Source organism: Rothia sp. HSID18067 (assembly GCF_003989445.1).
Taxonomy (GTDB): Bacteria; Actinomycetota; Actinomycetes; order Actinomycetales; family Micrococcaceae; genus Rothia; species Rothia aeria.
On record NZ_RBMF01000002.1, the window covers coordinates 792,829 to 818,138 of the forward strand.

At 54.9% G+C, this 25,310-nt stretch carries 22 protein-coding genes; 10 read left to right on the plus strand and 12 right to left on the minus strand.

Translation table 11 applies throughout. The features are described 5' to 3' along the window. Positions 1–44 precede the first annotated feature (44 nt). From D8M23_RS08575 to dnaA, 7 genes are all read right to left on the minus strand, one after another. Positions 45–599 carry a DUF3566 domain-containing protein gene (locus D8M23_RS08575; protein WP_126854419.1) on the minus strand — a complete coding sequence of 185 codons (555 nt, stop codon included), beginning with the start codon at positions 597–599 and terminating at the stop codon, positions 45–47. Beyond that, complete coding sequence (gene gyrA / locus D8M23_RS08580) at positions 599–3,241, minus strand: DNA gyrase subunit A (protein WP_006887409.1); 2,643 nt, start codon at positions 3,239–3,241, stop codon at positions 599–601. The genes D8M23_RS08575 and gyrA overlap by 1 nt, the downstream gene beginning before the upstream one ends. Before the next feature lie 78 nt (positions 3,242–3,319). After that, positions 3,320–5,344 carry a DNA topoisomerase (ATP-hydrolyzing) subunit B gene (gyrB, locus tag D8M23_RS08585; RefSeq protein ID WP_126854420.1) on the minus strand — a complete coding sequence of 675 codons (2,025 nt, stop codon included), beginning with the start codon at positions 5,342–5,344 and terminating at the stop codon, positions 3,320–3,322. 278 nt (positions 5,345–5,622) lie between these two features. Further along, positions 5,623–6,306: a DUF721 domain-containing protein gene (locus tag D8M23_RS08590; protein ID WP_126854421.1), complete on the minus strand. Its 684-nt coding sequence runs from the start codon at positions 6,304–6,306 to the stop codon at positions 5,623–5,625. Then, a complete protein-coding gene (recF, locus tag D8M23_RS08595; protein WP_006887426.1) occupies positions 6,299–7,507 on the minus strand; it encodes a DNA replication/repair protein RecF in 1,209 nt (402 codons plus the stop codon). The genes D8M23_RS08590 and recF overlap by 8 nt, the downstream gene beginning before the upstream one ends. A gap of 57 nt (positions 7,508–7,564) precedes the next feature. Beyond that, positions 7,565–8,692 carry a DNA polymerase III subunit beta gene (gene dnaN / locus D8M23_RS08600; protein WP_006887406.1) on the minus strand — a complete coding sequence of 376 codons (1,128 nt, stop codon included), beginning with the start codon at positions 8,690–8,692 and terminating at the stop codon, positions 7,565–7,567. A gap of 523 nt (positions 8,693–9,215) precedes the next feature. After that, positions 9,216–11,018, minus strand: a complete 1,803-nt coding sequence (gene dnaA, locus D8M23_RS08605; RefSeq protein WP_006887413.1) for a chromosomal replication initiator protein DnaA — start codon at positions 11,016–11,018, stop codon at positions 9,216–9,218. Positions 11,019–11,474: 456 nt separating this feature from the next. On the opposite strand from dnaA, the gene rpmH reads away from it, so the two are divergent. The 8 genes from rpmH (at position 11,475) to D8M23_RS12175 (ending at position 17,710) form a co-directional block, all read left to right on the plus strand. After that, complete coding sequence (gene rpmH / locus D8M23_RS08610) at positions 11,475–11,612, plus strand: 50S ribosomal protein L34 (protein WP_006887407.1); 138 nt, start codon at positions 11,475–11,477, stop codon at positions 11,610–11,612. Positions 11,613–11,680: 68 nt separating this feature from the next. After that, complete coding sequence (rnpA, locus tag D8M23_RS08615) at positions 11,681–12,061, plus strand: ribonuclease P protein component (protein WP_126854422.1); 381 nt, start codon at positions 11,681–11,683, stop codon at positions 12,059–12,061. Further along, positions 12,054–12,479, plus strand: a complete 426-nt coding sequence (gene yidD, locus D8M23_RS08620) for a membrane protein insertion efficiency factor YidD (RefSeq protein WP_006887440.1) — start codon at positions 12,054–12,056, stop codon at positions 12,477–12,479. Before rnpA ends, yidD begins: the two co-directional genes overlap by 8 nt. A gap of 55 nt (positions 12,480–12,534) precedes the next feature. Further along, complete coding sequence (gene yidC, locus D8M23_RS08625; RefSeq protein WP_006887410.1) at positions 12,535–13,566, plus strand: membrane protein insertase YidC; 1,032 nt, start codon at positions 12,535–12,537, stop codon at positions 13,564–13,566. A gap of 49 nt (positions 13,567–13,615) precedes the next feature. Further along, positions 13,616–14,155, plus strand: a complete 540-nt coding sequence (locus D8M23_RS08630; RefSeq protein WP_126854423.1) for a Jag family protein — start codon at positions 13,616–13,618, stop codon at positions 14,153–14,155. Continuing rightward, positions 14,156–14,791: a 16S rRNA (guanine(527)-N(7))-methyltransferase RsmG gene (gene rsmG, locus D8M23_RS08635; protein ID WP_023133404.1), complete on the plus strand. Its 636-nt coding sequence runs from the start codon at positions 14,156–14,158 to the stop codon at positions 14,789–14,791. Positions 14,792–15,114: 323 nt separating this feature from the next. Further along, positions 15,115–15,954: a ParA family protein gene (locus tag D8M23_RS08640; RefSeq protein WP_006887405.1), complete on the plus strand. Its 840-nt coding sequence runs from the start codon at positions 15,115–15,117 to the stop codon at positions 15,952–15,954. Between the two features lie 652 nt (positions 15,955–16,606). After that, positions 16,607–17,710 (plus strand): ParB/RepB/Spo0J family partition protein, encoded by a 1,104-nt coding sequence (locus tag D8M23_RS12175; protein ID WP_423816642.1) that lies wholly within the window; start codon positions 16,607–16,609, stop codon positions 17,708–17,710. Positions 17,711–18,071: 361 nt separating this feature from the next. Here D8M23_RS12175 and trxA read toward each other — a convergent pair whose 3' ends face one another. The 5 genes from trxA to D8M23_RS08670 form a co-directional block, all read right to left on the minus strand. Next, positions 18,072–18,398 (minus strand): thioredoxin, encoded by a 327-nt coding sequence (gene trxA / locus D8M23_RS08650; RefSeq protein WP_006887416.1) that lies wholly within the window; start codon positions 18,396–18,398, stop codon positions 18,072–18,074. Positions 18,399–18,413: 15 nt separating this feature from the next. Beyond that, a complete protein-coding gene (gene trxB / locus D8M23_RS08655) occupies positions 18,414–19,460 on the minus strand; it encodes a thioredoxin-disulfide reductase (protein ID WP_126500799.1) in 1,047 nt (348 codons plus the stop codon). 229 nt (positions 19,461–19,689) lie between these two features. Further along, positions 19,690–20,859 carry a serine/threonine protein kinase gene (locus D8M23_RS08660; RefSeq protein WP_126854425.1) on the minus strand — a complete coding sequence of 390 codons (1,170 nt, stop codon included), beginning with the start codon at positions 20,857–20,859 and terminating at the stop codon, positions 19,690–19,692. Between the two features lie 104 nt (positions 20,860–20,963). Then, on the minus strand, positions 20,964–22,631 hold the full coding sequence (gene murJ / locus D8M23_RS08665) for a murein biosynthesis integral membrane protein MurJ (protein WP_126854426.1): 1,668 nt from the start codon (positions 22,629–22,631) through the stop codon (positions 20,964–20,966). Positions 22,632–22,658: 27 nt separating this feature from the next. Next, the gene (locus D8M23_RS08670; protein WP_006887432.1) at positions 22,659–23,159 is read right to left on the minus strand and encodes an NUDIX hydrolase; all 501 of its coding nucleotides are present in this window, start codon (positions 23,157–23,159) and stop codon (positions 22,659–22,661) included. A 90-nt stretch (positions 23,160–23,249) separates the two neighbouring features. Here D8M23_RS08670 and D8M23_RS08675 point away from each other — a divergent pair, with 90 nt between their 5' ends. Together D8M23_RS08675 and D8M23_RS08680 are read left to right on the plus strand one after the other, a co-directional pair. Further along, a complete protein-coding gene (locus D8M23_RS08675; RefSeq protein WP_126854427.1) occupies positions 23,250–24,680 on the plus strand; it encodes a CCA tRNA nucleotidyltransferase in 1,431 nt (476 codons plus the stop codon). Positions 24,681–24,810: 130 nt separating this feature from the next. Then, a complete protein-coding gene (locus tag D8M23_RS08680; protein ID WP_126854428.1) occupies positions 24,811–25,203 on the plus strand; it encodes a TM2 domain-containing protein in 393 nt (130 codons plus the stop codon). Positions 25,204–25,310 lie beyond the last annotated feature (107 nt).

Below are 25,310 nucleotides of genomic sequence, written 5' to 3' on the forward strand. Positions count from 1 at the left end.
TATAACACACATATTTCGCTGTTGGTGGCGGAGTTTAACCGAGATTACTCATCCTTCATGGTGAGGGTAATACCACCCACCAGCTTCGCCGCCAGGTTATACAGGATCGCACTGATCATACCCAGCAGCGTGAAAATCACGGTATTAATCACCGCAATAACGGTCGTCGCCAACGCCACCTGACCCAGCGAAACCATCTGCGCAATATCAATTGAGCTATTACCACCGGTACCCAAGGAGCTCAGCAGCTGGTTCAAGCCGTTGAAGGCACCTGTAGCCTGCAAAAACAGCCACAGGATCATAGAGGCCACCACGGTCACAATACCAACGGCAATGGATAGCAAGAACACCAGCTTCGCCACCGACCAGGTATCAACCTTAGCGATGACAAGGTCAGCGCGACGCACCTTCGTACGACGCACCAGATTCTGACGTTTACGCCGACCCTGCTGCTGTTGCGGCGGGGCGCTACGCCTGGGGCGACGCTGGTTCGAACCAGACCGTGCGCCGGGGCGGTTAGCGGACGCGCCACGCCTCGCCGGGGCCTGACGCCTCGCGCCCTGCCCGGTCTGTACCCGCCCCTGTGGGTTCATGCTCATTACTTACCTCCGTGTGCTTCAGCAGTATCGGTGACAGCCTGCTGACCGTCCTGGTTCTCATTCACTTGAGGGTCTGCGGACTGCCCACCGGGAGCGTCCGTGTCCGCTTCATCTGGTTCGTCAAGCTGACGATCCTGGTTTCGGGCGACGCCGATAATGCTATCGCCCTTGCCGGGCTTTGCAAAAATCACGCCCATCGTGTCTCGGCCCTTAGCAGGAACCTCGCTCACCCCGGTACGCACCACTTTACCGCCTTGCATAACAACCAGCACCTCGTCGTCCTCATCCACGATGAGAGCACCGACAAGAGCGCCGCGGTCTTCAACCAGTTTAGCGACCTTAATACCGTAACCGTTACGGCCCTGAACGCGATACTCATTGACACTGGTGCGCTTAGCATAACCGCCCTCAGTGACGACAAACACGAATGAATCTTCAGTCACCACGTTCGCCGAGATTAACTCGTCTCCATCGCGGAACTTCATGCCGGTCACACCCGAGGTGGAACGGCCCATCGGGCGCAGCGCCTCATCATTAGCGTTAAACCGCAAAGACATGCCCTGGCGGGAAACCAGCAGAATATCCTCATTGGGGGAGATCAAGAAGGCGGAAACCACCTCATCGCCCTCACGCAGGTTAATCGCGATCAGCCCGGCGGTACGGTTCGTATCATAATCACTCAAGCGGGTCTTCTTCACCAGACCGCCCTTAGTAGCCAGTACCAGGTACGGAGCATCCTCATAGGAACGCAGCTCCATGACCTTCGCAATAGTCTCACCCGGCTGGAAAGCCAACAGGTTCGCCACATGCTGGCCTTTCGCATCACGCCCGGCCTCCAGCAGCTCGTAAGCTTTTGTACGGTACACACGGCCCATATTGGTGAAGAACAAAATCCAGTTGTGGGTGGTGGTCACAAAGAAATGTTCCACCACATCATCCCCACGCAGCTGGGCGCCCCGAATACCCTTACCGCCGCGATGCTGGCTGCGGTACTGGTCGCTGCGGGTGCGCTTCACATACCCGCCGCGAGTAATGGTAACCACCATTTCCTCTTCGGGGATCAAGTCCTCCATCGACATATCCCCGTCAAAACCGCGCAGGATCTTGGTGCGGCGCTCATCGCCGTACCGGTTCACAATCTCACCCAGCTCTTCGGAAATAATCTCGCGCTGACGATCCTCAGAAGCAATAATCGCGTTGTACTCGGCAATCAGACGCATCAGCTCATCGTGGCGGTCCTGAATCTTCTGACGTTCCAGAGCCGCCAGACGACGAAGCTGCATATTCAAAATAGCCTGCGCCTGCGCCTCATCAATATCCAGCAGCTCCATTAAGCCCGTGCGCGCATCATCAGCGGTGGGGGAGCGGCGGATAAGGGCAATGACCTCATCCAAGGCGTCCAGGGCCTTGAGCAGCCCACGCAGAATATGTGCCTCTTCCTCCGCCTGACGCAGACGGTAGCGGGTGCGGCGCACAATCACGTCCATCTGGTGGTTTACCCAGTGGCGCACGAACGCATCCAGCGACAGGGTACGCGGAACCCCATCCACAATAGCCAACATATTGGCCGAGAAATTCTCCTGCAGCTGAGTGTGCTTATACAGGTTATTCAGCACCACTTTAGCCACAGCATCGCGCTTAAGCACAATCACAAGGCGCTGACCGGTACGGCCCGAGGTCTCATCCCGCAAATCCGAGATGCCGGTGATTTTGCCTTCCTTAATCAGGTCGGCAATCTTAATAGCCAGGTTATCCGGGTTCGCCTGATACGGCAGTTCGGTCACCACCAGGCAGGTACGGCCGTGAATCTCTTCAACATTCACCACGGCGCGCATTGTAATGGAGCCGCGTCCGGTGCGGTAGGCATCCTCAATTCCCTTCGTGCCCAAGATTGTGGCACCCGTGGGGAAATCTGGGCCTTTGACACGCTCAATCAGCGCATCCAGCAGTTCCTCGTTCGTGGCCTGCGGGTTCTTCAGGAACCATTTCACGCCCTCAGCAACTTCGGTGAGGTTATGCGGGGGAATATTGGTGGCCATACCCACCGCAATACCCGAAGAACCGTTGACTAGCAGGTTGGGAATACGTGCGGGCAGCACAGTTGGTTCCATAGATTTACCGTCGTAGTTCGGTTGAAAATCTACGGTGTCTTCGTTAATGTCCCGCACCATTTCCATGGCGATAGGGGCCATCTTCGTCTCGGTATAACGCGGCGCAGCAGCCCCATCATTACCGGGAGAGCCAAAGTTGCCCTGCCCAAGTGCGAGGGGGTAACGCATTGTCCATCCCTGGATCAGACGCACCAGTGCGTCATAGATAGCACTATCGCCGTGCGGGTGGAACTGACCCATTACATCACCGACGATGCGCGCGCACTTATTGAAGGAACGGTCGGGGCGGTAACCGCCATCATACATGCCGTAGATAACGCGGCGGTGCACGGGCTTCAGGCCGTCTCGCACATCCGGTAGTGCACGGCCGATGATAACCGCCATTGCATAGTCCAGATAGGAGCGCTGCATCTCGGTTTGCAGGTCAATCTGTTCGATATTTCCGTGCGGGTTATCGACCACGATTTCACCTTGGTTGGTGTCAATTTCGATATCGACGTCAGGGTTTTCGCTCTGGTTTTCTTCGCTCATTACCTTCTCGTTCCTCAAAGACTCACTCGGTTATATAACCATTCAAGAATATTCCGTATTAGAAATATTTCTTTTCTGCTAAATATCGAGGAATCGGATGTCCTTTGCATTCTGCTGAATGAACTCACGGCGAGCCTCAACATCTTCGCCCATCAGCACCGAGAAAATCTGATCCGCAGCTGCAGCATCTTCCATTTTCACCTGCAGCAGGGTGCGGCGCTGCGGATCCATCGTAGTGTCCCACAGCTCGGTGTAGTCCATCTCGCCCAGACCCTTATACCGCTGAATGCCGTTTTCCTTCGGCAGGCGCTGATTATTTGCCTGACCGCGTTCCAAGGCAGCATCGCGTTCAGCATCCGAGAAAACATAATCGTGCGGGGCGTTTGACCACTTAATACGGTACAGCGGAGGCTGTGCCAAATATACATATCCTGCCTCGATCAGCGGACGCATAAAGCGGAACAGCAGCGTCAGCAGCAGGGTCGTAATATGCTGGCCGTCCACGTCCGCGTCGGCCATGAGCACAATCTTGTGGTAGCGCGCCTTATCAATGGTGAATTCGTCGCCAATACCCGTACCAAAAGCAGTAATCATAGCCTGAATCTCGGCATTCGACAGGGCACGATCAAGCCGAGCCCTCTCGACGTTAAGAATTTTGCCGCGCAGAGGCAGAATCGCCTGCGTATTCGGGTCTCGGCCCTGCACCGCCGAACCACCCGCAGAATCACCTTCCACCAGATAAATCTCGGAAATTGAGGGATCTTTCGAGGCGCAGTCCTTGAGCTTGCCGGGCATTGAGCTGGTTTCCAGCAGACCCTTACGCCGAGTGGTTTCACGCGCTTTACGTGCGGCAATACGCGCCTGCGCTGCGGTAATTGCACGGCGCACCACGTCCTTAGCGGTTGCCGGGTTACGGTCAAACCAGTCCGCTAAGTGATCGTTAATCTCGCGCTGAGTAAAGGATTTTGCTTCCGAGTTACCCAGTTTTGTCTTCGTTTGGCCCTCAAACTGCGGCTCAGAAATCTTAATCGAAATGACGGCGGTCAGACCCTCGCGCACGTCTTCACCGGTGAGGTTATCGTCTTTCTCACGCAGCAGTTTATTCTCGCGGGCATACCGGTTCACCAGGGAGGTGAGTGCAGCACGGAAACCTTCCTCATGGGTGCCGCCCTCGTGAGTGTTAATAGTATTCGCGTATGAGTGCACCGACTCCCGGTAGGCACCAGTCCACTGCATTGCCACTTCAAGGGTAATATTGCGGTCGGTGTCTTCGGCTTCGAACGAGATAATTTCCTCGTTCACCACGGTCTTAGCCCCCGCGTTCAGGAAATGCACATAGTCGAAAAGACCATTATCGTACCGGTAGGTGACGGTGCGGTGCCCATTTTCGTTGGCTCCGACCTGGTTCAGCGGCAGAGGCTTTTTCTCTTCATCTTCGGCAGCTACTTCATCACCCTCAAATTGATCCCGTTCATCGGTGAGGGTGATGGTCAGCCCCTTATTGAGGAACGCCATCTGCTGGAACCGCGCCCGCAGGGTCTCAAAATCGAACTCTACAGTCTCGAAAATCTGGGGATCGGGGTAGAACGTTTGAATAGTGCCGGTAATATCTGACGTATCGCCCCGACGAAGTGGACCGTCGGGGATACCACCGTTGGCAAAGGAAATATGCCAGGAATAACCCTGGCGGTGCACCTCGGTTACTACACGGGATGACAGTGCATTCACCACAGAAATACCCACACCGTGCAGACCACCTGAGACGGAGTACCCGCCACCACCAAATTTACCGCCTGCGTGAAGCACGGTCATAACCACCTCAACGGTGGATTTATGTTCGGTAGGATGCTCATCCACCGGAATGCCGCGGCCATCGTCCTTAACACGTACCGCACCGTCTGCCTGGATGGTTACCTCAATGCGGCTGGCATACCCCGCAAGGGCCTCATCGACAGAGTTATCGACCACCTCATACACCAGATGGTGCAGGCCACGCTCAGTGGTGGAACCAATATACATACCGGGGCGTTTACGTACCGCTTCTAGCCCTTCAAGGACTGTAATGTCGGACGCGCCGTACTCATGGGGTTGTTCAGTTGCCACTGGTGCGAAACTCCTCGGATTGAATTGGTATGAGCCGTGCTGTTTGTCGCGGGTTCCACATCCGTTGGGGTGCGGACGGCACATATTCTTTAATATTCTACCGAAATATTCGCCATCACGGAGATTATTCCGTCGTTTTCAGGGAGTATTTTCCGCTCTACGGCCTTCTAAGGTGCCGCGGGGGCTTCACACCCCCAACCCTAGTGAGGGGATACACACCATAGGCCCGAGGCGGTTATCGGGCAAAAACGCTTGTCAGCTCATTCTCTGTCGGCCTGCTACCCATAGGTATCGCGCACCCCGCGACCACCCGGCGCTCGTTTCGGCCCACGCGAGCTCCATCGTCCGTTATTGGGGCCAAAAATACGCACTGAACTGACAACACCGGCACCCAGTTCACGATCAAACATCTGCACAATCTGCCTCTGCATCAGACGCAGCTGGGTTGCCCACGCAGTTGAGTCGCAGCGCACCTCCACTATAGAGTTCTCAAACCGAACCGGCTGTGCGTGAGCTGAGACTTCGGGCCCCATCAAATCGTCCCATCGCGCAAGCACACTGGAAACCGCAACGGGTTCTTTCCACCCGCGTGAGCGAATCAACTGCCCAACAATACCCCCCAGGGGTTTAGGATCTCGAGTACTCTCACCCGGTCCTGTGTAACCGCCCATGACTCGCGGATCCCACCCCTGAGCACGCTGAGACTTCTTGCGTTGGCCCGGCTCGGCACTCATGGCAGCACCAAACTCACGCATAATTTTCTTAGCGGAATAGGCATTAAGTCGCCCTTCACCACGGGCATTGGCGGCTGCGCGCATCCTCTCTAGTAACGCTGCGGGGGCATCGACCTCATCTACATAGTATTCATCGTAAACTTCCGATGTTTCATGTGAAACATCTGTTGTATCACTGTCAAGGGGTTGTTTTTCCCAGAGATTGAGTCGGGGGTGTTCCTTATTCATGGGTTTTCCCATCCGACAGATTCTGCTCACCCACATATCCTGCCGCACCGGGTGAGACAGTGACGATATGGTATGCGCCAAGTTCTTCGGGAATGTCACTGAGTACTGCGCAGGTAATAAGTACCTGCTCCGCTTCACGCACCAAAGCCCCTAACCGGTGCCTGCGCGCCGCATCCAACTCAGCAAACACGTCGTCAAGGATAAGTATCGGCGAAGAGCCTGGCGACGGGTCATCTTCCAAATGCACAAACCATGATGCCAACCGCATGGCTAAGGCAAACGACCAGCTTTCCCCATGTGAGGCGAACTGTTTAACAGCTAGGCCCCCTAACAGCAGGGTTATATCTTCCCGATGCGGCCCCACCAGGGTAATTCCACGCTCAATTTCTTCGCTGCGGCGATCCTCAAAGCAGCGCAGAATCGCCACTTTAAACTCCTCAGGGCGCATACGTGCAGCATGTTCCAGACCCCGCTCAGTCACAGACGGGAAAACGGTGGACTCGTAGGTCAATGAGACGTCTTTAGAACCATCGGTGAGTCCTGCATAGGCACGTTTAAGCTGGGGGAGCAGGACACACAGCACCCGGAAACGAGCAGCTAAAAGCTGAGAACCAACTTCAGCAAGTTGCTCATTCCACACTGTGAGGGTGCTCATTGCGTTCTCATCGGCACTGGCGGCACCTGTACGACGGCGCTGCATTGACTTCAGCAGAGAATTCCGCTGCCGCAGAATACGTTCGTACTCGCTCCGGTACCCGGCAACAGCGGGCCGCAGCGATACCGCCAAATCATCCACGAACCGACGACGAGCCGCTGGTTCTCCCCTCACCAACTGTAAATCTTCGGGTGAAAACAGTACCGTACGGGCAATGCCCAGCGCTTCACGGGCACGTACCGGGGCCGCACGATTAATCCGCACCCTATTGCTGTGCCCTGGAGCCACCTCAAACTCTGTGACGGTCTGCTGCGATCCGCGCACAGTGCGGGTGCGAATATAGGCCCGTGAAGCACCCACGCGCACCAGTGGAGCATCATTACTCACCCGGTGAGAGGACAAATTCGCGGTGTAATCAATGGCCTCCACAATATTGGTCTTACCAACACCATTTGGCCCCAAAAATACCGTCACCCCGGATGACAGCGGCAGACTCAGCAGGGGGTAGGTGCGGTAATCGAGTAACGAAACGTGGTCGATAAACATCTCTACCCCCTCACACGGTCACAGTGGCACACCGCTATAGTGGCCCGATGCTCACTACTAGTCGGCGGGCAGCCGTACCGGCATGAGCAGGTACCGGTATTCGGTACTGTCATCGCCCAGAATCTCGTCCTGTCCCGAAAGCACAGCCGGGCGAGTGGGTTCGGTAAATGAGAACCGCACAAACTCCGTAGTGAATGCCCCCAGCCCCTCCGAAAGATAAGCCGGGTTGTATGCAACAGTCACTTCCTGCCCCGAAAGATGTGCCTGCAGCGTCTCAGACCCCTGAGCCTCGTCACCGCGGCCTGCATCAATCACAACCTCACCCGTCTCGCTAAAAGCTAGCCGCAGGGGAGTGTTACGCTCGGCCACCAGAGAAATACGGCGGGCAGCCTCAGCTAGGTCAGAGGTGCGAATAACAGCGTGAATCTGTGTTTCTTCCGGGAATAGGGCACGAATATTTGGGTAATCCCCATCCATGAGCACGCTTGTGGTACGGCGTGAAGCAGCCTCAAAACCGATAAGCTCATGTGCATCTGGTAGGGCAATCGATAGTTCACCTGAACCAGCCAAAGTACGGCCTACTTCGGCAAGTGTTTTGGATTTGATGAGTACCTGTGCTGAGATCTCCGGGTTGGTGGGCGACCAGGTGAGTTCACGCATCGCCAGGCGGTACCTGTCGGTGGCCAACAGGGTCATAGTGTCGCCCTGAACCTCCAGCCTAATTCCGGTAAGGATCGGCAGAGTTTCATCTTTTGATGCGGCCACCAGAACCTGGGAAACCGCCCGCGCGAACTCAGTACCGTCAACGGTACCCGAGACCTCCGGCAGCTCCGGCAGTTCTGGGTAGTCAACCAGCGGCATAGCAGCCAGCTGGAACTTTGCTGAACGGCATGAAATAAACACCTTGGAGTCAGATGCGGCGAACTCAACCGGTGCGCTGGGGAGAGAACGGCAGATGTCGGCGAGCATCTTACCGGGCACTAGGCAGGTGCCGTCCTGCTCAATATCCGCTTCAACTACCTGACGGGCGCTGATTTCATGATCGAATCCCGCAATAGCTACCTCACCGTTTTCTGCAGTAATCAGTAGCCCACTAAGTACTGGGGAGGTGGGCCGTGCCGGTAGTGAACGTGCGGTCCAGCCTACGGCCTCGGCCAATACATCGCGGTCGATGGTGAATTTCATGAGGCGCCTTTCAGAAGTAGCTGAAGAAAGTCCTAAACAAGTGCGGTGGTTCCCCGATAAGGGAACCTCTTCCATCCTACCGGAAAAGATGTAATTACAAGCTCAGATTGGGTGCACGGGAGGAACCGTAAAAGAGGGCAGTAGGATCAAGAATTTTTTGTAATTACATCTTTTGTAAGCTGACGGAAAGTCCTCAGAACATAGTGACCCGTTTTTCGAGTCACACCCGTTGGGCAGTGTGCGTGATGAACGGGAACATCATGTTGTGTGAAGAGGATTTTCTTAAAGTACAGTAGTGTTAATAACGCTTGTGGAAATCGTGGAAAAACCTAGAAATCCGCGAAAATCCAAGGAAAATCTCTGTGGATGAAACGTGGATGAATCGGTGCCACACTGAGGATGCATTGTGCATGGATATTTATACATTCTGGGTCTTCCACACCCACGGAATAATCATTCACTTAATATCCACAGTGCAGCGGTGTTTAAAACACACGCTATCCACAGGCGAAAATCCCTGTTTTTACCGGTTCTGCCGCTGATCCTGTTTGATTTTGTTCGTCAGCTCTGTCACCTGATTGAACGTCACGTGCCGCTCCGGCATTTGTGCACTGACCTTCCGCACCGCATGCATGACCGTCGTGTGGTCGCGCCCGCCCAGCTCCTGCCCAATCCGTGGCAGAGACATATCCGTCAGCTCACGCAGCAGATACATGGCGATCTGCCGGGCATTTGTAAGCGTACGGGTGCGTGACTTTGAGCGTAAATCATCAATCGACACATCAAAATACGCCGCCGTGGTCGCCAGAACCTGCGCCGCAGTAATTTCGGCACCCCCAGCATCCGTAATCAGGTCTTTGAGCACCACCTCAGCAAGCGATAAATCCACCTGCTGCTTATTGAGCGAGGCGAACGCCGTTACACGAATGAGCGCACCCTCCAGCTCGCGGATATTCGCCGTAATATGCGATGCAATATATTCCATCACATCATCGGGAACGTTGAGCGATTCGCTCTGTGCCTTCTTACGCAAAATAGCGATACGAGTCTCCAACTCGGGAGGCTGAACATCGGTAATCAGACCCCACTCGAAGCGTGAACGCATCCGCTCGGCGAACCCGGTGAGCTGCTTCGGCGGCAAATCAGAAGTAATCACAACCTGTTTTTGGTGATTATGCAGGGCGTTGAAAGTATGGAAGAACTCCTCCTGCGTATGCTCTTTACCCGCCAAAAACTGGATATCGTCGATCAGAAGCATATCGACATTGCGGTAAATCTGTTTGAAAGAGGAACCCTCATCGTCACGAATCGAGTTAATAAAATCGTTCGTGAACTCCTCAGAATTTACGTACCGCACGCGCAGCGACGGGTATAAGTGTTTAGCATAGTGTCCGATCGCGTGCAGGAGGTGGGTTTTACCCAGCCCCGAATCCCCGTAAATAAACAACGGGTTATAGGCATTCGCGGGGGACTCAGAGACGGCAAACGCAGCCGCATGCGCGAAACGATTTGACTGACCAATCACGAACGTATCAAAAGTGTAATTCTGGTTGAGCCGCGCTGAGCTTTCCCAACCGGCTGCGGGAGGCGCTGAGGGATCCGGCATAGCCTGATCTGCCGGTAACTGGTCCGGAAAAATACCGCCGCCAGCATTCGGTACAGCAGCGGGCGCCTCCGGTGCTGCGACGTACGAGTCAGTAGTGGTGTGATGAGAACCCGCATCGGTTGAGCCCACCCGTTCCGCCTCTACCTCGTGCAGTGGGGGAGTGGTGGAGACCTCCGCAAAACCGCCCGGCTCGGGGGCTTTATAGGGGTGCGCCTCATAAGTGTGCACATGCTGTCCAGAGGGGGCGGGCACCTGAGTATGTCGCGGCGCAGCACCGGAAACAGAATCATACGATGGCATACCGTACTCTGCTGCCCCGTGGGATGGGGAGGCAGAGCCGGAAGTATGTTCGCTATGTTCGGACGAACCGGAAACAGTTGGAAGAGGGTGCGCGGTCGGGGCGCCAACAACAGTTGAAGGTGCCTCTTCAGGGGATGTTTCCGCGGTAGCTGAGAGCGACTCATCAATCAGAAAAGCTTCAGAAATTTCGGGCCCGTAAGCGGTGTGTAGCGCTCGTTTCAACGGCTCTTTCAGTTTCGACTGGAATGTGTCCCGTGTGTATTCGTTCGGCACCGCAATAAGGAGTACGTTCCCCACCAACGCCTGCGGATGAGCTAAATGTACGAAACCGCGTAACCGGTTCCCCACCTGATGATCGGATTGAAGCAGACTCACCACATGAGCCCACCGCTGCACCATATCATTATTTGTTTCGCCCACAGGTGGTTCCTTCCGATCGGTGATTAAGACTTTACCCACACTATACACAGATTAACACCAATATCCACAGGCGTTATCCACAGTGTGGAAAACCTGTGTAGAATCAGTGGTTTTATATGTGGAAAAAATATATCGAACCGGAATAAACCCTGAAAATACAGGAGAAAACCGGTGTATACGAAAGCTGTGGAAAAAATCCACAACCCGTGCGGGTTGTTGAAAAATCACATTCTGTGGATGCCCTCTATCCACTGTATACACAGAGCGCGCATCATGCACACCCACTCCTGAAGCACGCTCGCATTAACTTGACCGACACCGCCAGCTCTTCTAAAGTTGTTCTGTTGTATGTGTACCGCCTACCCCGAAGAGTCAGGGTACCCCTGTACACAAAAATCTTAGGGAAACCCGCCTGCATGATGTTGGGTTATCCCGCACCAGAACAAGGAGAAAAGTATGAGCAAACGTACTTTCCAGCCGAATAACCGCCGCCGCGCCAAAAAACACGGCTTCCGTCTGCGTATGCGCACCCGCGCTGGTCGCGCTATCCTGGCGAGCCGTCGTTCCAAGGGCCGCGCAAAGCTTTCGGCCTAACGAACCACATAATCGCCCGCTACCGCACACCAGCGTTAGCGGGCGATTGCCACAACGAAGGGAATCACGTGCTGCCCTTACAGCACCGGATGCGCACGGGCGTCCAATTCTCGCAGACAATCCGTTCCGGTGTCCGCTCAGGGCGTCGGAACATTGTTCTATCTGCGGCAAAACAAAACGGAGAAACAACCCGCATAGGTTTTATCGTTTCAAAAGCCGTGGGAAATGCCGTCGTCCGCAACCGCGTTAAACGTCGTCTGCGTGAAGCAGCTTCCGATACCGTGAAAACCCACCCGCACGGCTACTACATTGCCGTGCGGGCACTACCAGCATCCAAAAACGCCACCTACCAGCAGCTGCACCATGACTACACGCAGGCGCTCACAGCGGCGCTGATGAAACTAGCGGGAGAACAGAAACCACGCGGGGCGGGGCAAAACCATGAGTAAAAACCGCCGTGACGAACGGTTCCACCAGCACAGCAGCGCCACGCACCACGCACACAGCGACCCGGATGCTCTTCTACATGCCGCACCCCACGAGTTCGTGCGGCCTGTCTCTGTGCTGCACGCTCTGTATACGCTGCCTCAAAATATTTTTATTGGGCTTATTAAGGCGTACCGTAAAGTGATCTCCCCGCTCTACGGGGACGTGTGCAGGTACTACCCAACCTGTTCCGCCTACGGGCTGGAAGCTTTCACCACCCACGGGGCTATTGGTGGGCTTTCCCTGACGGTGCGGCGCATTCTACGCTGCACCCCGTGGGCGACCGGCGGAATCGACCCTGTACCACCCGGAAAACGCGTTTTCACCCCGGGTGAAGAACCTAAAATTGTACTTCTGAACCATCCGCCCACCAGCCCCTAACAAGGCTGACTAGGGCCTTCGCTGACTTAGCCGAGTCAAAAGGAGAAAAACTCTCGTGCCAAATATTTTTGACCTTATTCTTTTGCCCTTTAAGTGGGTAGTTTCGGCGGTTTTGTGGGTTTTCCATTCCCTCTTTACCGCCATTGGTATGGATCCGTCCTCAGGGCTGACCTGGGTGCTGTGCATTGTCTGCCTGACCCTGGTTATGCGTACCCTCACCATCCCCCTTTTCGTCAAACAGATTAAAGCGATGCGCGGTATGAGCGCCATGCAGGGCGATATCGCTAAGCTTCAGGCCAAATACAAGGGGAAGAAAGACCAGCTGTCCCGCCAGGCGATGGCACAGGAGCAGATGGCGCTGTACAAAAAACACGGCACCAACCCGTTTGCCTCCTGCCTGCCGATTATTGCCCAGATGCCTATCTTCTTCGGTTTGTACCAGGTGCTTATGGGAGTTTCCGGGGCGGCAGCAGCGAATGAAGGCATCCTTATGCTTCCTGCCGATCTGGTGAAACAGTTCAGCGAAGCCCACATTTTCGGTGCCCCCATTTTCTCGACCATGATGAACCCCGGCGACGGTAACCACACCGCCACCGTAATCCAGGCAATCGTCATGATTCTGCTCATGAGCGGTACCCAGTTCTTTATTCAGAAGCAGCTGAGCGTAAAGAACATGTCGGAGGCAGCACTGAACTCTCCGATGTTCCGTCAGCAGCAGATGATGATGTACATTTTCCCCATTATTTTCGCGGTGACGGGCATTAACTTCCCTCTTGGTGTGATGTACTACTGGACCGTCTCAAACTTCTGGGCACTGGGCCAGCAGTGGTGGGTGATCCGCAATAACCCCACCCCCGGTTCCCAGGCTGAGAAGGAACTCAATGAGCGCCGTGCCGCTAAGGGTCTGCCTCCGGTCGGCAAGACCAAAGAGCAGCACGAGAAAGAGCTGGAAGAGGCACGTGAACGTGCCAATGCAGGCCAGCGCCAGCAGCCGATGAGTAAGAAGCGCCAGAAGCAGCAGCGCGCTAAAGGCAAGGGCGGGCAGAAGGGCTCTTCAGACGGCTCACAGAAGCCAAAATCGAATTAGCCGCCGCATCGCATCACCACCGCACAACCACGTAAAGGACATCCGATCCATGACTGACGTTACTGAAGAAAACGAAACCTACGAAGAAACCTCCACCGAACGTCCCAATACCTTCGAAAATATTGAAGAAGAAGGCGATATCGCTGCCGATTACTTGGAGGAACTGCTGGATATCGCCGATATTGATGGTGATATTGATATTGAGGTGCGTAACCAGCGCACGTACCTGGCTGTTCTTAACGACGAAGATAACAATGAAGAACTCCGCCAACTGGTTGGCCGTAATGGGCAGGTGCTTGAGGCTCTGCAGGAGCTGGTGCGACTGTCGGTGCTAGCCGCCAGCGGTAACCGTTCCCGCCTCATCCTTGATGTGGCAGGGTATCGTGCAGAACGCCGTGAACAGCTGGCTGATGCGGCCCGCCAGGCCGTGGAAGAGGTGCGTGAAAGCGGGGAAGACTACCATATGAACCCGCTGGGCGCCTATGAGCGCAAAATTGTGCACGATATTGTGGCTGAGCAGGGACTCTACAGTGAGTCTGAGGGGGAGGGCCCGTCCCGTCACGTTGTTATTTCGCTCCCGGAGGTATAAATGGAGCACACACCCCTGGATGGGAAAAACCAGGTTGCCGCTGAACAAATCTTTGGTGACCGTCTGCCGCTGGCACAGCGCTACGTAGAGCATCTGGCCACCAGCGGTATTGAGCGCGGACTCATTGGCCCGCGTGAGGTGCCGCGCCTGTGGGAGCGTCACGTGTTGAACTGCGCCGTAATACAGGAACTTATCTCCGAGGGCGCTTCGGTGGTGGATGTTGGCTCTGGTGCGGGCTTGCCGGGGCTGTGTCTGGCGATTGCCCGGCCCGATCTGAAACTGACTCTCATTGAGCCGCTGGAACGCCGCGTTAACTGGCTCAATGAGGTCGTGGAAGATTTGGGACTTGAAAACGTAACGGTGTTTCGTTCCCGCGCTGAACAGGCTGTGGGTGCGGTGGAAGCCGATGTGGTAACCGCTCGCGCTGTCTCTGCGCTTGTGGGATTGGTTGACATTACTCTACCGATCCTGCGCGGCACCGGTGAGCTGCTGGCTCTCAAGGGACGTTCAGCTGCTGAGGAAGTGGCAAAAACGAAGAAAAAACTCAACCGCTATGGTGCCAGGCAGACCGAGATCCTTACGGTGGGGGAGGGGCTATTAGACGAGCCCACCACCGTGGTACGCATCCAGTTATAGTCGGGTACTGTTTCTCAACTCGATGGCCTCTCCCTAATGTGGGAGGGGCCATTTTTTATTGTCTGTTGTGGTCACGAGTGCAGGTTTCACCATTCCTCAATGTTTCACGTGAAACTTTCACGGGTAATACTGGGTGTTTAACCCCTTGCGCGTGGTGTTGAAAGAAATCTACGGGTAATCTTATAGAGAGTGAAAAAGACGGAGACCCACCTTCAGGCGCACACGGCGCATGAAAAAGGGGAATAATCCGAATGTTTCACGTGAAACATCGACCGATACGCATCCCTAAACGGCACCCGACTGCATGACGCCGAGGAGAAAAAATGACCGAACAAGCAACCGATAACGGTTCGCTTTACACCCTGTCGAAGCCCGCACACACCCGCATCCTCACTATCTCAAACCAGAAGGGCGGCGTAGGTAAAACCAGTACCGCCGTGAACCTGGCGGCAGCGCTCGCTGAGGCTGGAATGAATGTGCTGGTTATCGACAACGACCCGCAGGGTAATGCCTCGACCGCGCTCGGTATTGAACACGATGTAGAAACCCCCAGCATGTATAACGTGCTGATTGACGACAAGCCTCTGCATGAAATTGTGCAGACCTGCCCCGATCTAGAAGGGCTGTGGTGTGCCCCGGCTAATATTGACCTCGCCGGGGCTGAAATTGAATTGGTCTCAATGGTGGCGCGTGAAACCCGTCTTAAAGGTGCCTTGGAGGATTACAGTACGTGGCGTGAGTCCCATAACCTGCCGCGCCTTGATTACGTATTAATCGACTGCCCGCCGAGCCTGGGGCTGCTTACCGTCAATGCATTTGTTTCGGCTGACGAGATTCTAATTCCCATCCAATGCGAATACTATGCACTGGAAGGCTTGAGCCAGCTTCTGAAGAATATCGAGATGATTCAGAAACACTTGAATTCGCGTCTGAGGATTAGCACCATTCTGCTTACCATGTATGATGGGCGCACTAACCTTGCAGCACAGGTGGCTGATGAAGTGCGCGAGCATTTTCCTACAGAAACTTTGCAGACCCTCATCCCTCGGTCAGTTCGTATTTCTGAGGCTCCCAGCTACCAGCAGACCGTTATTACCTATGACCCGGCATCGACAGGTGCGCAGGCGTATCGGGAAGCTGCGCGCGAGGTAGCCATGCGATAGGCACACTAAAAACACATAAAAACATACGATTAAGGTTGATTGTATGTTTCATATACGGCAGAAATAGCGGTGTGGAAAGTAAAGGCACACCCAGTGAATACCCCAAAACCTGCCGAACATATGCGAGGGAATACGTTAATGAGGAGGAAAGATGGCTGAAAAACGAAGGGGTCTCGGTAGGGGGTTAGGGGCGCTTATCCCCAATAGCACCAAACCCACATCCGAGCAGAAGGAAGTATCCAGTACACAAAAAGGTGGATCCACGAGCCCCTCAGCAGCCACAGGAAAAAAACGGGCTGCAGGTATGGGCCGTCAAGAGACTGGTACTGTCCAGAAGAAGACCACGGAACAACAATCCTCACCCTCTTTAGCGAAGCTTCCTGCTCCTAAAAAGTCCTCATCGGTGCGCGGCGGATTGGGCCGTAAACATATTCTCGATCAAGAAGTGCTGCCTGTGCCAACCGATCAGAAGATGGAAGAGGTGCCTCATAACACGCAAGAGAAGGAAAAGGGCACCAAAGCACAGTCTGCTATTAAGGACAAAACTTCGGCAGCAGCCGCAGATTTGGCGGATAAAAAGGCTGCTGCAGACACCACGGCGGCAGGAGAGAAGGCGTTATCTGCTGAGACTAAGACCGCCTCCGCACCACATTTGTCGGGGAAAAAATCGGCGTCAGAGCATGATCTTTTCGATGAGCTGCCCGCAGAATCAGAACAGCCGATACCCTCCCAAGCTGTTTCTCAGGAATCAGCCCCAACTGAGGAAACGCCTCAACTGGCGGCCGATACAAAGGATGTTTCACGTGAAACATTGAAAAAGAAACAGCGTCTCGATATGGGTCAGGCACTTCGTAATACGACTCTTACCCGCCGTCCTGTTGACTTCTTCTTTGGTGAAGAAGTGAAGACCCCCAGCTCTTCTGAGGACCTGGTACCTGTTCCGGGTGCGCAGTTTGCGATCCTCAATATTTCAGATATTCACCCAAACCGCAAACAACCTCGCGTTGATTTTGACGAACATGATATGGATGAACTCGTTCATTCGGTGAAAGAGATTGGGGTTTTACAGCCGATAGTCGTGCGTCCATCGCGGGAAAAAGGCCACGAGAAATATGAGCTGGTGATGGGGGAGCGTCGCTGGAGGGCAACCCAGCGGGCGGGACTGCCTACAATTCCTGCGATTGTGCGCGATACCCAGGATAACGATCTGCTCCGTGATGCCCTCCTTGAAAATCTACATCGGAGCCAGCTGAACCCCATTGAAGAGGCGGCCGCCTACCAGCAGCTGATGGAGGAATTTGGTACCACCCAGGATCAGCTGGCTAAGCGTATTGGTCGGTCACGTCCGCAGATTTCCAATACCATCCGGTTGCTTAAGCTTCCTGCATTGGTACAGCGTCGTGTAGCGGCCGGCGTTTTATCAGCCGGTCATGCCCGCGCTCTGCTCATGCTCACAGATCAAGCACAGATCGAGACTTTGGCGCAGAAGATCGTTAATGAGGGCCTATCGGTGCGTGCTGTTGAAGAACTGGTGGCCGCAGCATCTGGCGCAGAGGATAAGAAACAGCGGAAGGAACCTCGCCCGCAGAAACATCGGGAGCGTCTGGACTATATCGCCGATGCCTTTGCCGATAAGCTGGATACCTCGGTAAAGATAAGTCTGGGTGCACGTAAGGGAAAGATGACAATCGAATTCGCCAATGTCGATGATCTGAACCGGATTATTAAGACGCTGGATACTAACTTCGAAAACTAGGTGTAGTCAGCGCCGGTGGTGATGTTTCACGTGAAACATCACCACCTTTGTTTTTAATCGTCGTGCTGATACGGTGCTTCTGAGATTACCTCTGCTAAAGTGTCAGACCGGAGTGAACTGGGCATGGCTAAGAACAATATCGGCAGAAGATAACCACACCTGATCACTCTGGCCTTCTGCAGGGTGCAGTCCTTGCCAGAACGGGAGAAGCGGGGGAGGGGGCTTCCTGTTGCAGTAGACCGTATATCTATCCCCTGTGCGTATCATGTACCCAGAACTGAATAGGTGTGGGTAAAGTGCTAGAAACACAGTGAGGGCGGATGTTTCACGTGAAACATCCGCCCCCAACGTGCGAAGAGATTTAGTCGATGTACTCTGCAAATTCTGCGAGCAGAGCTTTTTTAGCCTTGGCACCCACGGTCGGTTTGACGAGTTCGCCGTCCTTGAAAAGGTGGATTGCGGGGATGGAAGTGATATTGTACTTCAGTGCAATATCACCATTTTCTTCTACATCTACCATCACCACATCTACTTTACCTTCATATTCAGCGGCAATCTCCTCAATAACCGGAGCCACTAGGCGGCAGGGTCCGCACCATTCAGCCCAGAAATCCACAATGACGGGCTTGCTGCTTTTGAGCACCTCAGCGTCAAACGTAGCGTTAGTAACCTGCTTAACCGAGCTCATTGTTCTGCCTCCTCTTTACATATTTTCAATATAGTGTTGCGCATCAAGCGCCGCCACGGCACCGGAGCCCGCAGCGATAATTGCCTGACGATACGTCGGGTCGATAACATCCCCGGCAGCAAATACGCCCGGGACAGAAGTCTTTGAAGAACGTCCCTGAACCTCAATCGTGCCCTGCTCACTGAGCGTGAGCTGATCTTTGACCATATCAACACGGGGGTCTGAACCGATGGCTATAAAGAGCCCGTTCAGGGGCAGCTCGCGCTCAGAACCATCCTTCGTGTTCTTCAGGGTTACCTTCTCAAGGTTTGAATCACCATCAATAGCACTGACCTCAGAATCCCATAGGACCTCAATCTTCGGGTTCTCAAAAGCACGTTTCTGCATAATATCGGATGCGCGGAACGAATCACGGCGGTGAATAATATAGACTTTCCGGGCAAAGGTGGTCAAAAACAGTGCCTCTTCAAGTGCTGAGTCGCCGCCGCCTACCACGGCAATATCCTTTTCTTTGAAAAAGAAACCGTCACAGGTTGCGCACCAGGATACGCCGTAGCCGGAAAGACGATCCTCACCCTCAACGCCGAGCTTGCGGTATTCTGAACCGGTCGAGAGGATTACAGTCTTTGCCAGATGCACCGAACCATCCGCGAGGATTACTTTTTTCACCTCGCCGGTAAGGTCAAGTTTCTCAACATCCTGGTAGCGAATATCTGTGCCGAAACGCTCAGCCTGCGCACCAATATTCGTCATGAGTTCGGGGCCCTGAATACCTTCAATAAAACCCGGGAAATTCTCAACTTCGGTGGTGTTCATAAGAGCACCACCGGGGGATACGGAGCTGGCAAACAGCACGGGTGAGAGATTAGCGCGGGCGGCATAAATTGCCGCCGTATACCCTGCGGGGCCCGCACCCACAATAATGACATTGTGCACCGTCTGCTCGCCCTGTTCAGCGGCAGATGTGCTCGCACCCTCAGGTTTCGTTGATGCGGCGCCAAGACGTACACCTCCAAGCGCGGCATTACCAAAAAGGCCACCGGTTGTTGTATTGGTGTTCATTTTTCTCTCTTTCGTCCCAATTATTGATATCGTGCCACATAAACGTGATAGTTCCTTTGATTATTCCATTTCGGGCCTCGGTATGCCATACGTTACGTTTTCTAACAGACTTAGGCATCTCAGCCCGCCAGCACCACACTGGGGTACTACGGCACATACAAAAGCCCGCAGAGACGCTCAACGGTGTGAGCATCCCTGCGGGGCATAAGGGGAGAGAAAAGGGACTGGGCTACTCAGCCTTCAACTCGGCAAGCCGCAGCCCGTACGGGTAGATTGAGATGGGCTGTGAAAGCTTCGGGGCCTCAGTGAACTGAATAATCACATACCCGCCCTTATCTGCGCTCTGCTTGGAAGTATCCAGCTCAACCACGGCGTCTTTCCCATTAAACGTTCCCTTACCCACCTCGGTGGCCCCATTGAGGGAATTCTGGTTGTTCACGTACACGGTGTACGCCCCGCCGGTACCAGTGTTCTGCTGCATCGTCACCTTAGAAACAACCGTGGGAGTTTGAAGTTTGGCAGACAGCGCGAACGGAACAGCCAGCTTACCGCTCCCAAAGCCGTAGCTCATCCACACGGTAGCGGGGTTATTATCCGCAAGCTTGGGCAGGTTCGCATCCGTCTCAGACATGAACGTGGGGTTATTCGGCACTAGACGGGCCACGGTGGCGATCTTCGCTGGGGCGTTTGAGGTGGTTTCCGGGCTGGGAGTGGGGGAGGGGCTCTCGCCACCCTCACTGGCCGAGGCTGAGGCGGATGTAGACTTGGCTGGCTTTGGCTCTGCGGTTTTAGACGACCCAATACCCGTGAGCGAAATCAGCACGGCACCGGCCACAATCAGCAGCAGCAGTACGGCGGCGAGAACGATCACCCACGTACCGCGGCGGCCGTCATCTTCATCGTCCTCATCATCGTCATACAGGTCCCCGCCGGGGTACATGCCGCCGCCCATCTCCGGCTGAATAGGGTTACCATCCCAGCTTTTAATGGCCCCAATAACCTCCATTGCGGCGGGCTGAGTCGGCACGGTCGCACCAAAAATTTCGGTGCCCAAGGCAGCTTCATCATCGTACACGTCCGAAAGCGAGCGCTGCTCGGTCAACAGCGCATCCAGCAGCACAGAGGGGGCAATGTACGACGTAATGAGGTACTTGCTGCCTTCGGGGGTGATACCCATATCGAGCATCTGGAAACTGTAGGGGTTGCTCTCATTGAGCACACGCGAGTTGTTCTCAAGCAGGTTGCTGCGTGCCGGGGACGCAACGACCACTGACACTTTACGGCTGAGAATTTGATCCATGCCGTCGAGAATCATATCTGTCTCGGCGGTAACGATAATCTGTGCGGTGATCTCGTAGCGGCCACCGAGTACCGTGCCTACCGGAATCTGCTGAGACAAGTGCTCTCCCGAATTTTCGCTCGTACGCCCAGTTCAAGGGCTGTTCTCTATCAAAAGTTTACCCGGCTTAACGGGTTCTGTGGGTTTTCAGCGGTTTTGCCGACCTAACGGCGTGCTAATCTTCCCAGTTTACGTGTGATGGGTGCGAAAAGCGCGTCGGCTTCTTTCACCCGGAAAACCCGCAACCCCACCATATAAGAGCCGAGCATGACCGGCCCGCACACAATCAGGGTAATAATGGCGCTGATTTTCGACGCCCAGGCGAAACCGCTGGCGCTGTACCCGCCCAGCAGCCACAGGACCCCGGCGGTCACCCCGGCAGCGAAAACAGCTGCGAATGTGGCGCGGGCGTACACGCTCAAGATACGTTTCTGTCCGTAATAGCCAAGGCGGCGTTTCACCAGGTAGTGGCTAATACCGGTGAGCAGAATATTGTGCGTAGGATAGATGCACGCCAATGCGTAGACGGTGTACTGGGCATCCAACAGGGAGGCGCTGAAGCTCATCACTACCATGATGGAGGCCGAGAACAACTGAATTTTGAAGGGGGTGCGGGCGTCTTCACGAGCGTAAAGCACACGCCCGTACAGGAACGTGACGGTGAGTGTGGGGGTACCTAACGCCATAATGACAATGAGCTTGGCAATAATAGTGGCCGCCACCCGGTCGCCGCCGCTGAACAGGATAGCAACCGGCCCGGCAAGGACAATAAGCGCCACGGCGCAGAAAATGGTGGCCACCCCGGAGGTACGCAGCCCGTGAGAGACGGCGTGGATGACACTGTCCCTATCATCGGCGCTGGCGGAGGCGCTCATCCGGTTAAAGAGCACGGTAGCGATGGACATACCAATCACACCGTGCGGGAGGATATACAGCATTGAGGCGTAGTTGAGGGCCTGCAGGCCGGGGATTTGGATGCCCATCTCCGCATAGCGGGCACGTTCACCAACCACAGATGCAGCAACCTGGTTCATATACATGAAGGAAAGGTTAGCCACAGCGCCCGCTGCAAGCGTCCAAGCGGCGAGTTTAGCGGGTTCACGTAGTCCAATACCGCGCCACCCGAAATTGGGGCGCAGATGCATCCCCAGGCGGCGTAGGGGGATAAACAGCACGAGGGCCTGCATGGCGATGCCGAGGGTAGTAGTACCTGCAAGCACAACCGTTTGGGCACTGGTCCAGTTCTCAACCGAGTGCAGCGGCGGGTTAATGGTGGTGTTCTGCGCCCCGAACATAACAATGAACACCAGCAGGCCGATAATGGAGATGACGTTATTCAGCGCCGGCGACCACATGTAGGCTCCGAACGCATCTTTAGCGTTCAGCACCTGCCCGATGACGGTATACAGGCCGTAGAAGAAGATCTGCGGCAAACACCAGAGCGAGAAAATGACCCCTAATTGTTTCTGCTCCGGTGTCCAGGTGGAGCCCATCACATCAATAATGGGCCAAGCGCAGGCGACCATAATGACCGTAATCAGCCCAATAGCGGTGACGGTGAGTGTTACCAGCTTTGAAATGTACAGTGCCCCGCCGTCTTGGGCTTTGGCGGCTTTAATGATCTGCGGCACGAGCACGGCGTTGAACGCGCCCCCGGCAACCAGCACGTAAATGAGGTTGGGGAGGGTGTTGGCGACCTCAAACACGTCGCCGACGGTTGAGAGGGAGCCGATGGCGACGGTAATAAGAACCGTCCTGACTAGTCCGAGCACTCGGGATACGAGCGTCCCGGCAGCCATGATCGCGCTTGCGAGCGCGTCTGTTCGTGCCAACTGGTGCCTCCTGTGCGTAGCGTAGGTTTAGAGCCGTGACTGGATGAATTCGCGGGCGAGGTCGGCAATATGCCGCTCGTTAGCGAACGATAGCCTGCGGTTAAGATCCGTGAACGGTACCCAGGCCACATCTACGGCCTCGTGGTCGGGGTCGTTGTCGATGGTGATTTCCCCTCCGGTTGCCTTCAGCAGGTAGTGGTGCACCGTTTTGTGGATGCGCTGCCCGGAAGAGGTGAACCAATATTCAATGTTACCGAGTGAGTGCAGGATATCACCACGTATCCCGGTTTCTTCTTCAATTTCGCGTTGTGCAGCCTCTTCAAGGGTTTCTGCTTCTTCAATATGCCCCTTGGGCAGACACCATTCGACGCGTCCGGCACGGTTAATGCGCGCAATAATGGCAGCAGGCAGACTCTGGCGCGCGAAGTCTATGATGATGCCTCCAGCGGATACTTCACGGTGTACCGGCGTGTAAGACGCGGTTAACAGGGTTCGCATCTTGGGTGCGCGCGGTACGGGAAAGCTCATGGTTCTACCTTAACCGATACGGGGGCTTTTTGGGTTGTTCGCGCCTGCGGTGAGGCGGTGAGGCGGTTTATCTGGCAGGATTAAGAGACTATGTCGCAGAAAATTGATGTGCTTTCGAAGTTCCCGGATGCCGCGCAGCTGGGTGAGCTGTACCGCCGGGCAGGTTTTGAACTGTACCTGGTGGGCGGTATTGTGCGTGACCAGTTGCGTGATACCCTCGGTGATTTTACGGATTTTGATTTGACCACGGACGCCACCCCCGCCGAAAGTGAGCAGATCCTGCGAGTGTGGGGTGAACACGTGTGGGATATCGGTAAGGAGTACGGCACTATAAGCGCCCGTAAGAATGGGGCCGTGTACGAGGTGACCACCTACCGGGCGGAGGTGTACGCCTCTGACTCCCGCAAACCCACGGTCGAGTTTGGCACGGATTTACGCGCCGATCTGGTGCGGCGTGATTTTACGATGAACGCAATGGCAGCTTCACTTCCTTCGGGTGAGGTGGTGGATCTCTTCGACGGTGCTAAGGATTTGGCGGAGGGTGTTCTGCGCACCCCGCGCTCGCCTCAGGATTCTTTTTCGGAGGATCCGCTGCGGATGATGCGTGCGGCACGGTTCGCGGCACGTTTTAATCTGCAGGTGGCGCCAGACGTATTTGAGGCGATGCGGCAGATGGCGTCGCGTATTGAGATTATTTCGGCGGAGCGGGTCCGTGATGAGCTGGTGAAACTCATCTGTGCCGACTACCCGCGGGTTGGGCTGAACCTGCTGGTGGACAGTGGGCTTGCAGACTATGTGCTCCCAGAGCTGCCCGCGCTGCGTATGGAAATCGACCCGGCGCACCACCATAAGGACGTGTACGGGCATTCGCTGAAGGTGATGGAGCAGGCGATTGAGAAAGAAACCGGTGCTGATGGTCCCTGCCCGAAACCTGATTTTGTGCTGCGGTTTGCGGCTCTTCTGCACGATATTGGTAAACCTAAAACCCGCAGATTTGAGAAAGACGGGTCGGTGTCTTTTCTGCACCACGAGGTGGTGGGCGCGAAACTTGTGAAGAAGCGCATGCGCTGCCTACGTTTTGACAACGACACTATTAGTGCGGTGGCGCGCCTGGTTGAGCTTCATATGCGTTTCTACGGCTACCGTGAGGCTGGCTGGACTGATTCTGCGGTGCGCCGGTATGTGCGGGATGCGGGTGAGCAGCTGCAGCGCCTGCACCGGTTGTCCCGGTCGGATGTGACCACCCGCAATAAGCGTATGGCGCGTTTGCTGGCGCAGGCGTATGACGATTTGGAGCGGCGTATTGAAGAGCTGGCTGCGCAGGAGCAGCTGGATGCGATGCGTCCCGAGCTGGATGGTGAGCAGATTATGGCGGTATTGGGGGTAAAACCTGGCCCGGTGGTGGGGCAGGCGTATAAGTTCCTGCTGAATCTGCGTCTGGATGAGGGGGAGCTGGGCGAGGAGGAAGCAACCCGCCGTCTGCTCACCTGGTGGGGTGAGCGCAGGGAGAGCGGGCTGTAACCAACAGGGTGGAAACGATTAAGTGTGAGGTGCAGCATGAGCGGTGCTTCTCTAGTGGTATTGGTAAGCGAGTAAAATATTTCTCGGGTAGTGATGCCTATTGACTAGTGTTCACCGAGAGGATTCCGTTATGTCTGAGAACCAGCCTTTTAATAACTCATCGTTTAATCCTGCCTCCAACTCTGCATTTGATAAGTCGCAGCCGATTCAGGGGCAGGCTGCTCCCGCCCCTGTTGCTGTTGCCCCGGTTGTTATGCAGCCTGTGAAATCAACTGGCGTTGCTTATCTGCTCTGGTTTTTCCTAGGGGGGTTGGGGATCCACAAGTTTTATCTCAACCAGACAGCTTTGGGTGTGCTGTACCTGTGCCTATTTTTGGGTGGGTTTCTAGGTCTTTTTATTATTATTGGGGTAATTCCGTTGCTTGTGTGGTGCATCCTAATGATTATCGATATTTTCTTAATCCCCGACCGCGTGAATCAGATGAACGGTACGTCGCAGGTAGTACAGGTCGTCCAGCAGTAATACCTATTTCGGCTAGGGCTCGTTGTAGCCGTACTATAAACCCCCGCCTCCGTATGTAGATGCGGGGGTCTGCTATATCCGCTAGCCTGCTGTTTCTGCGTACCGTG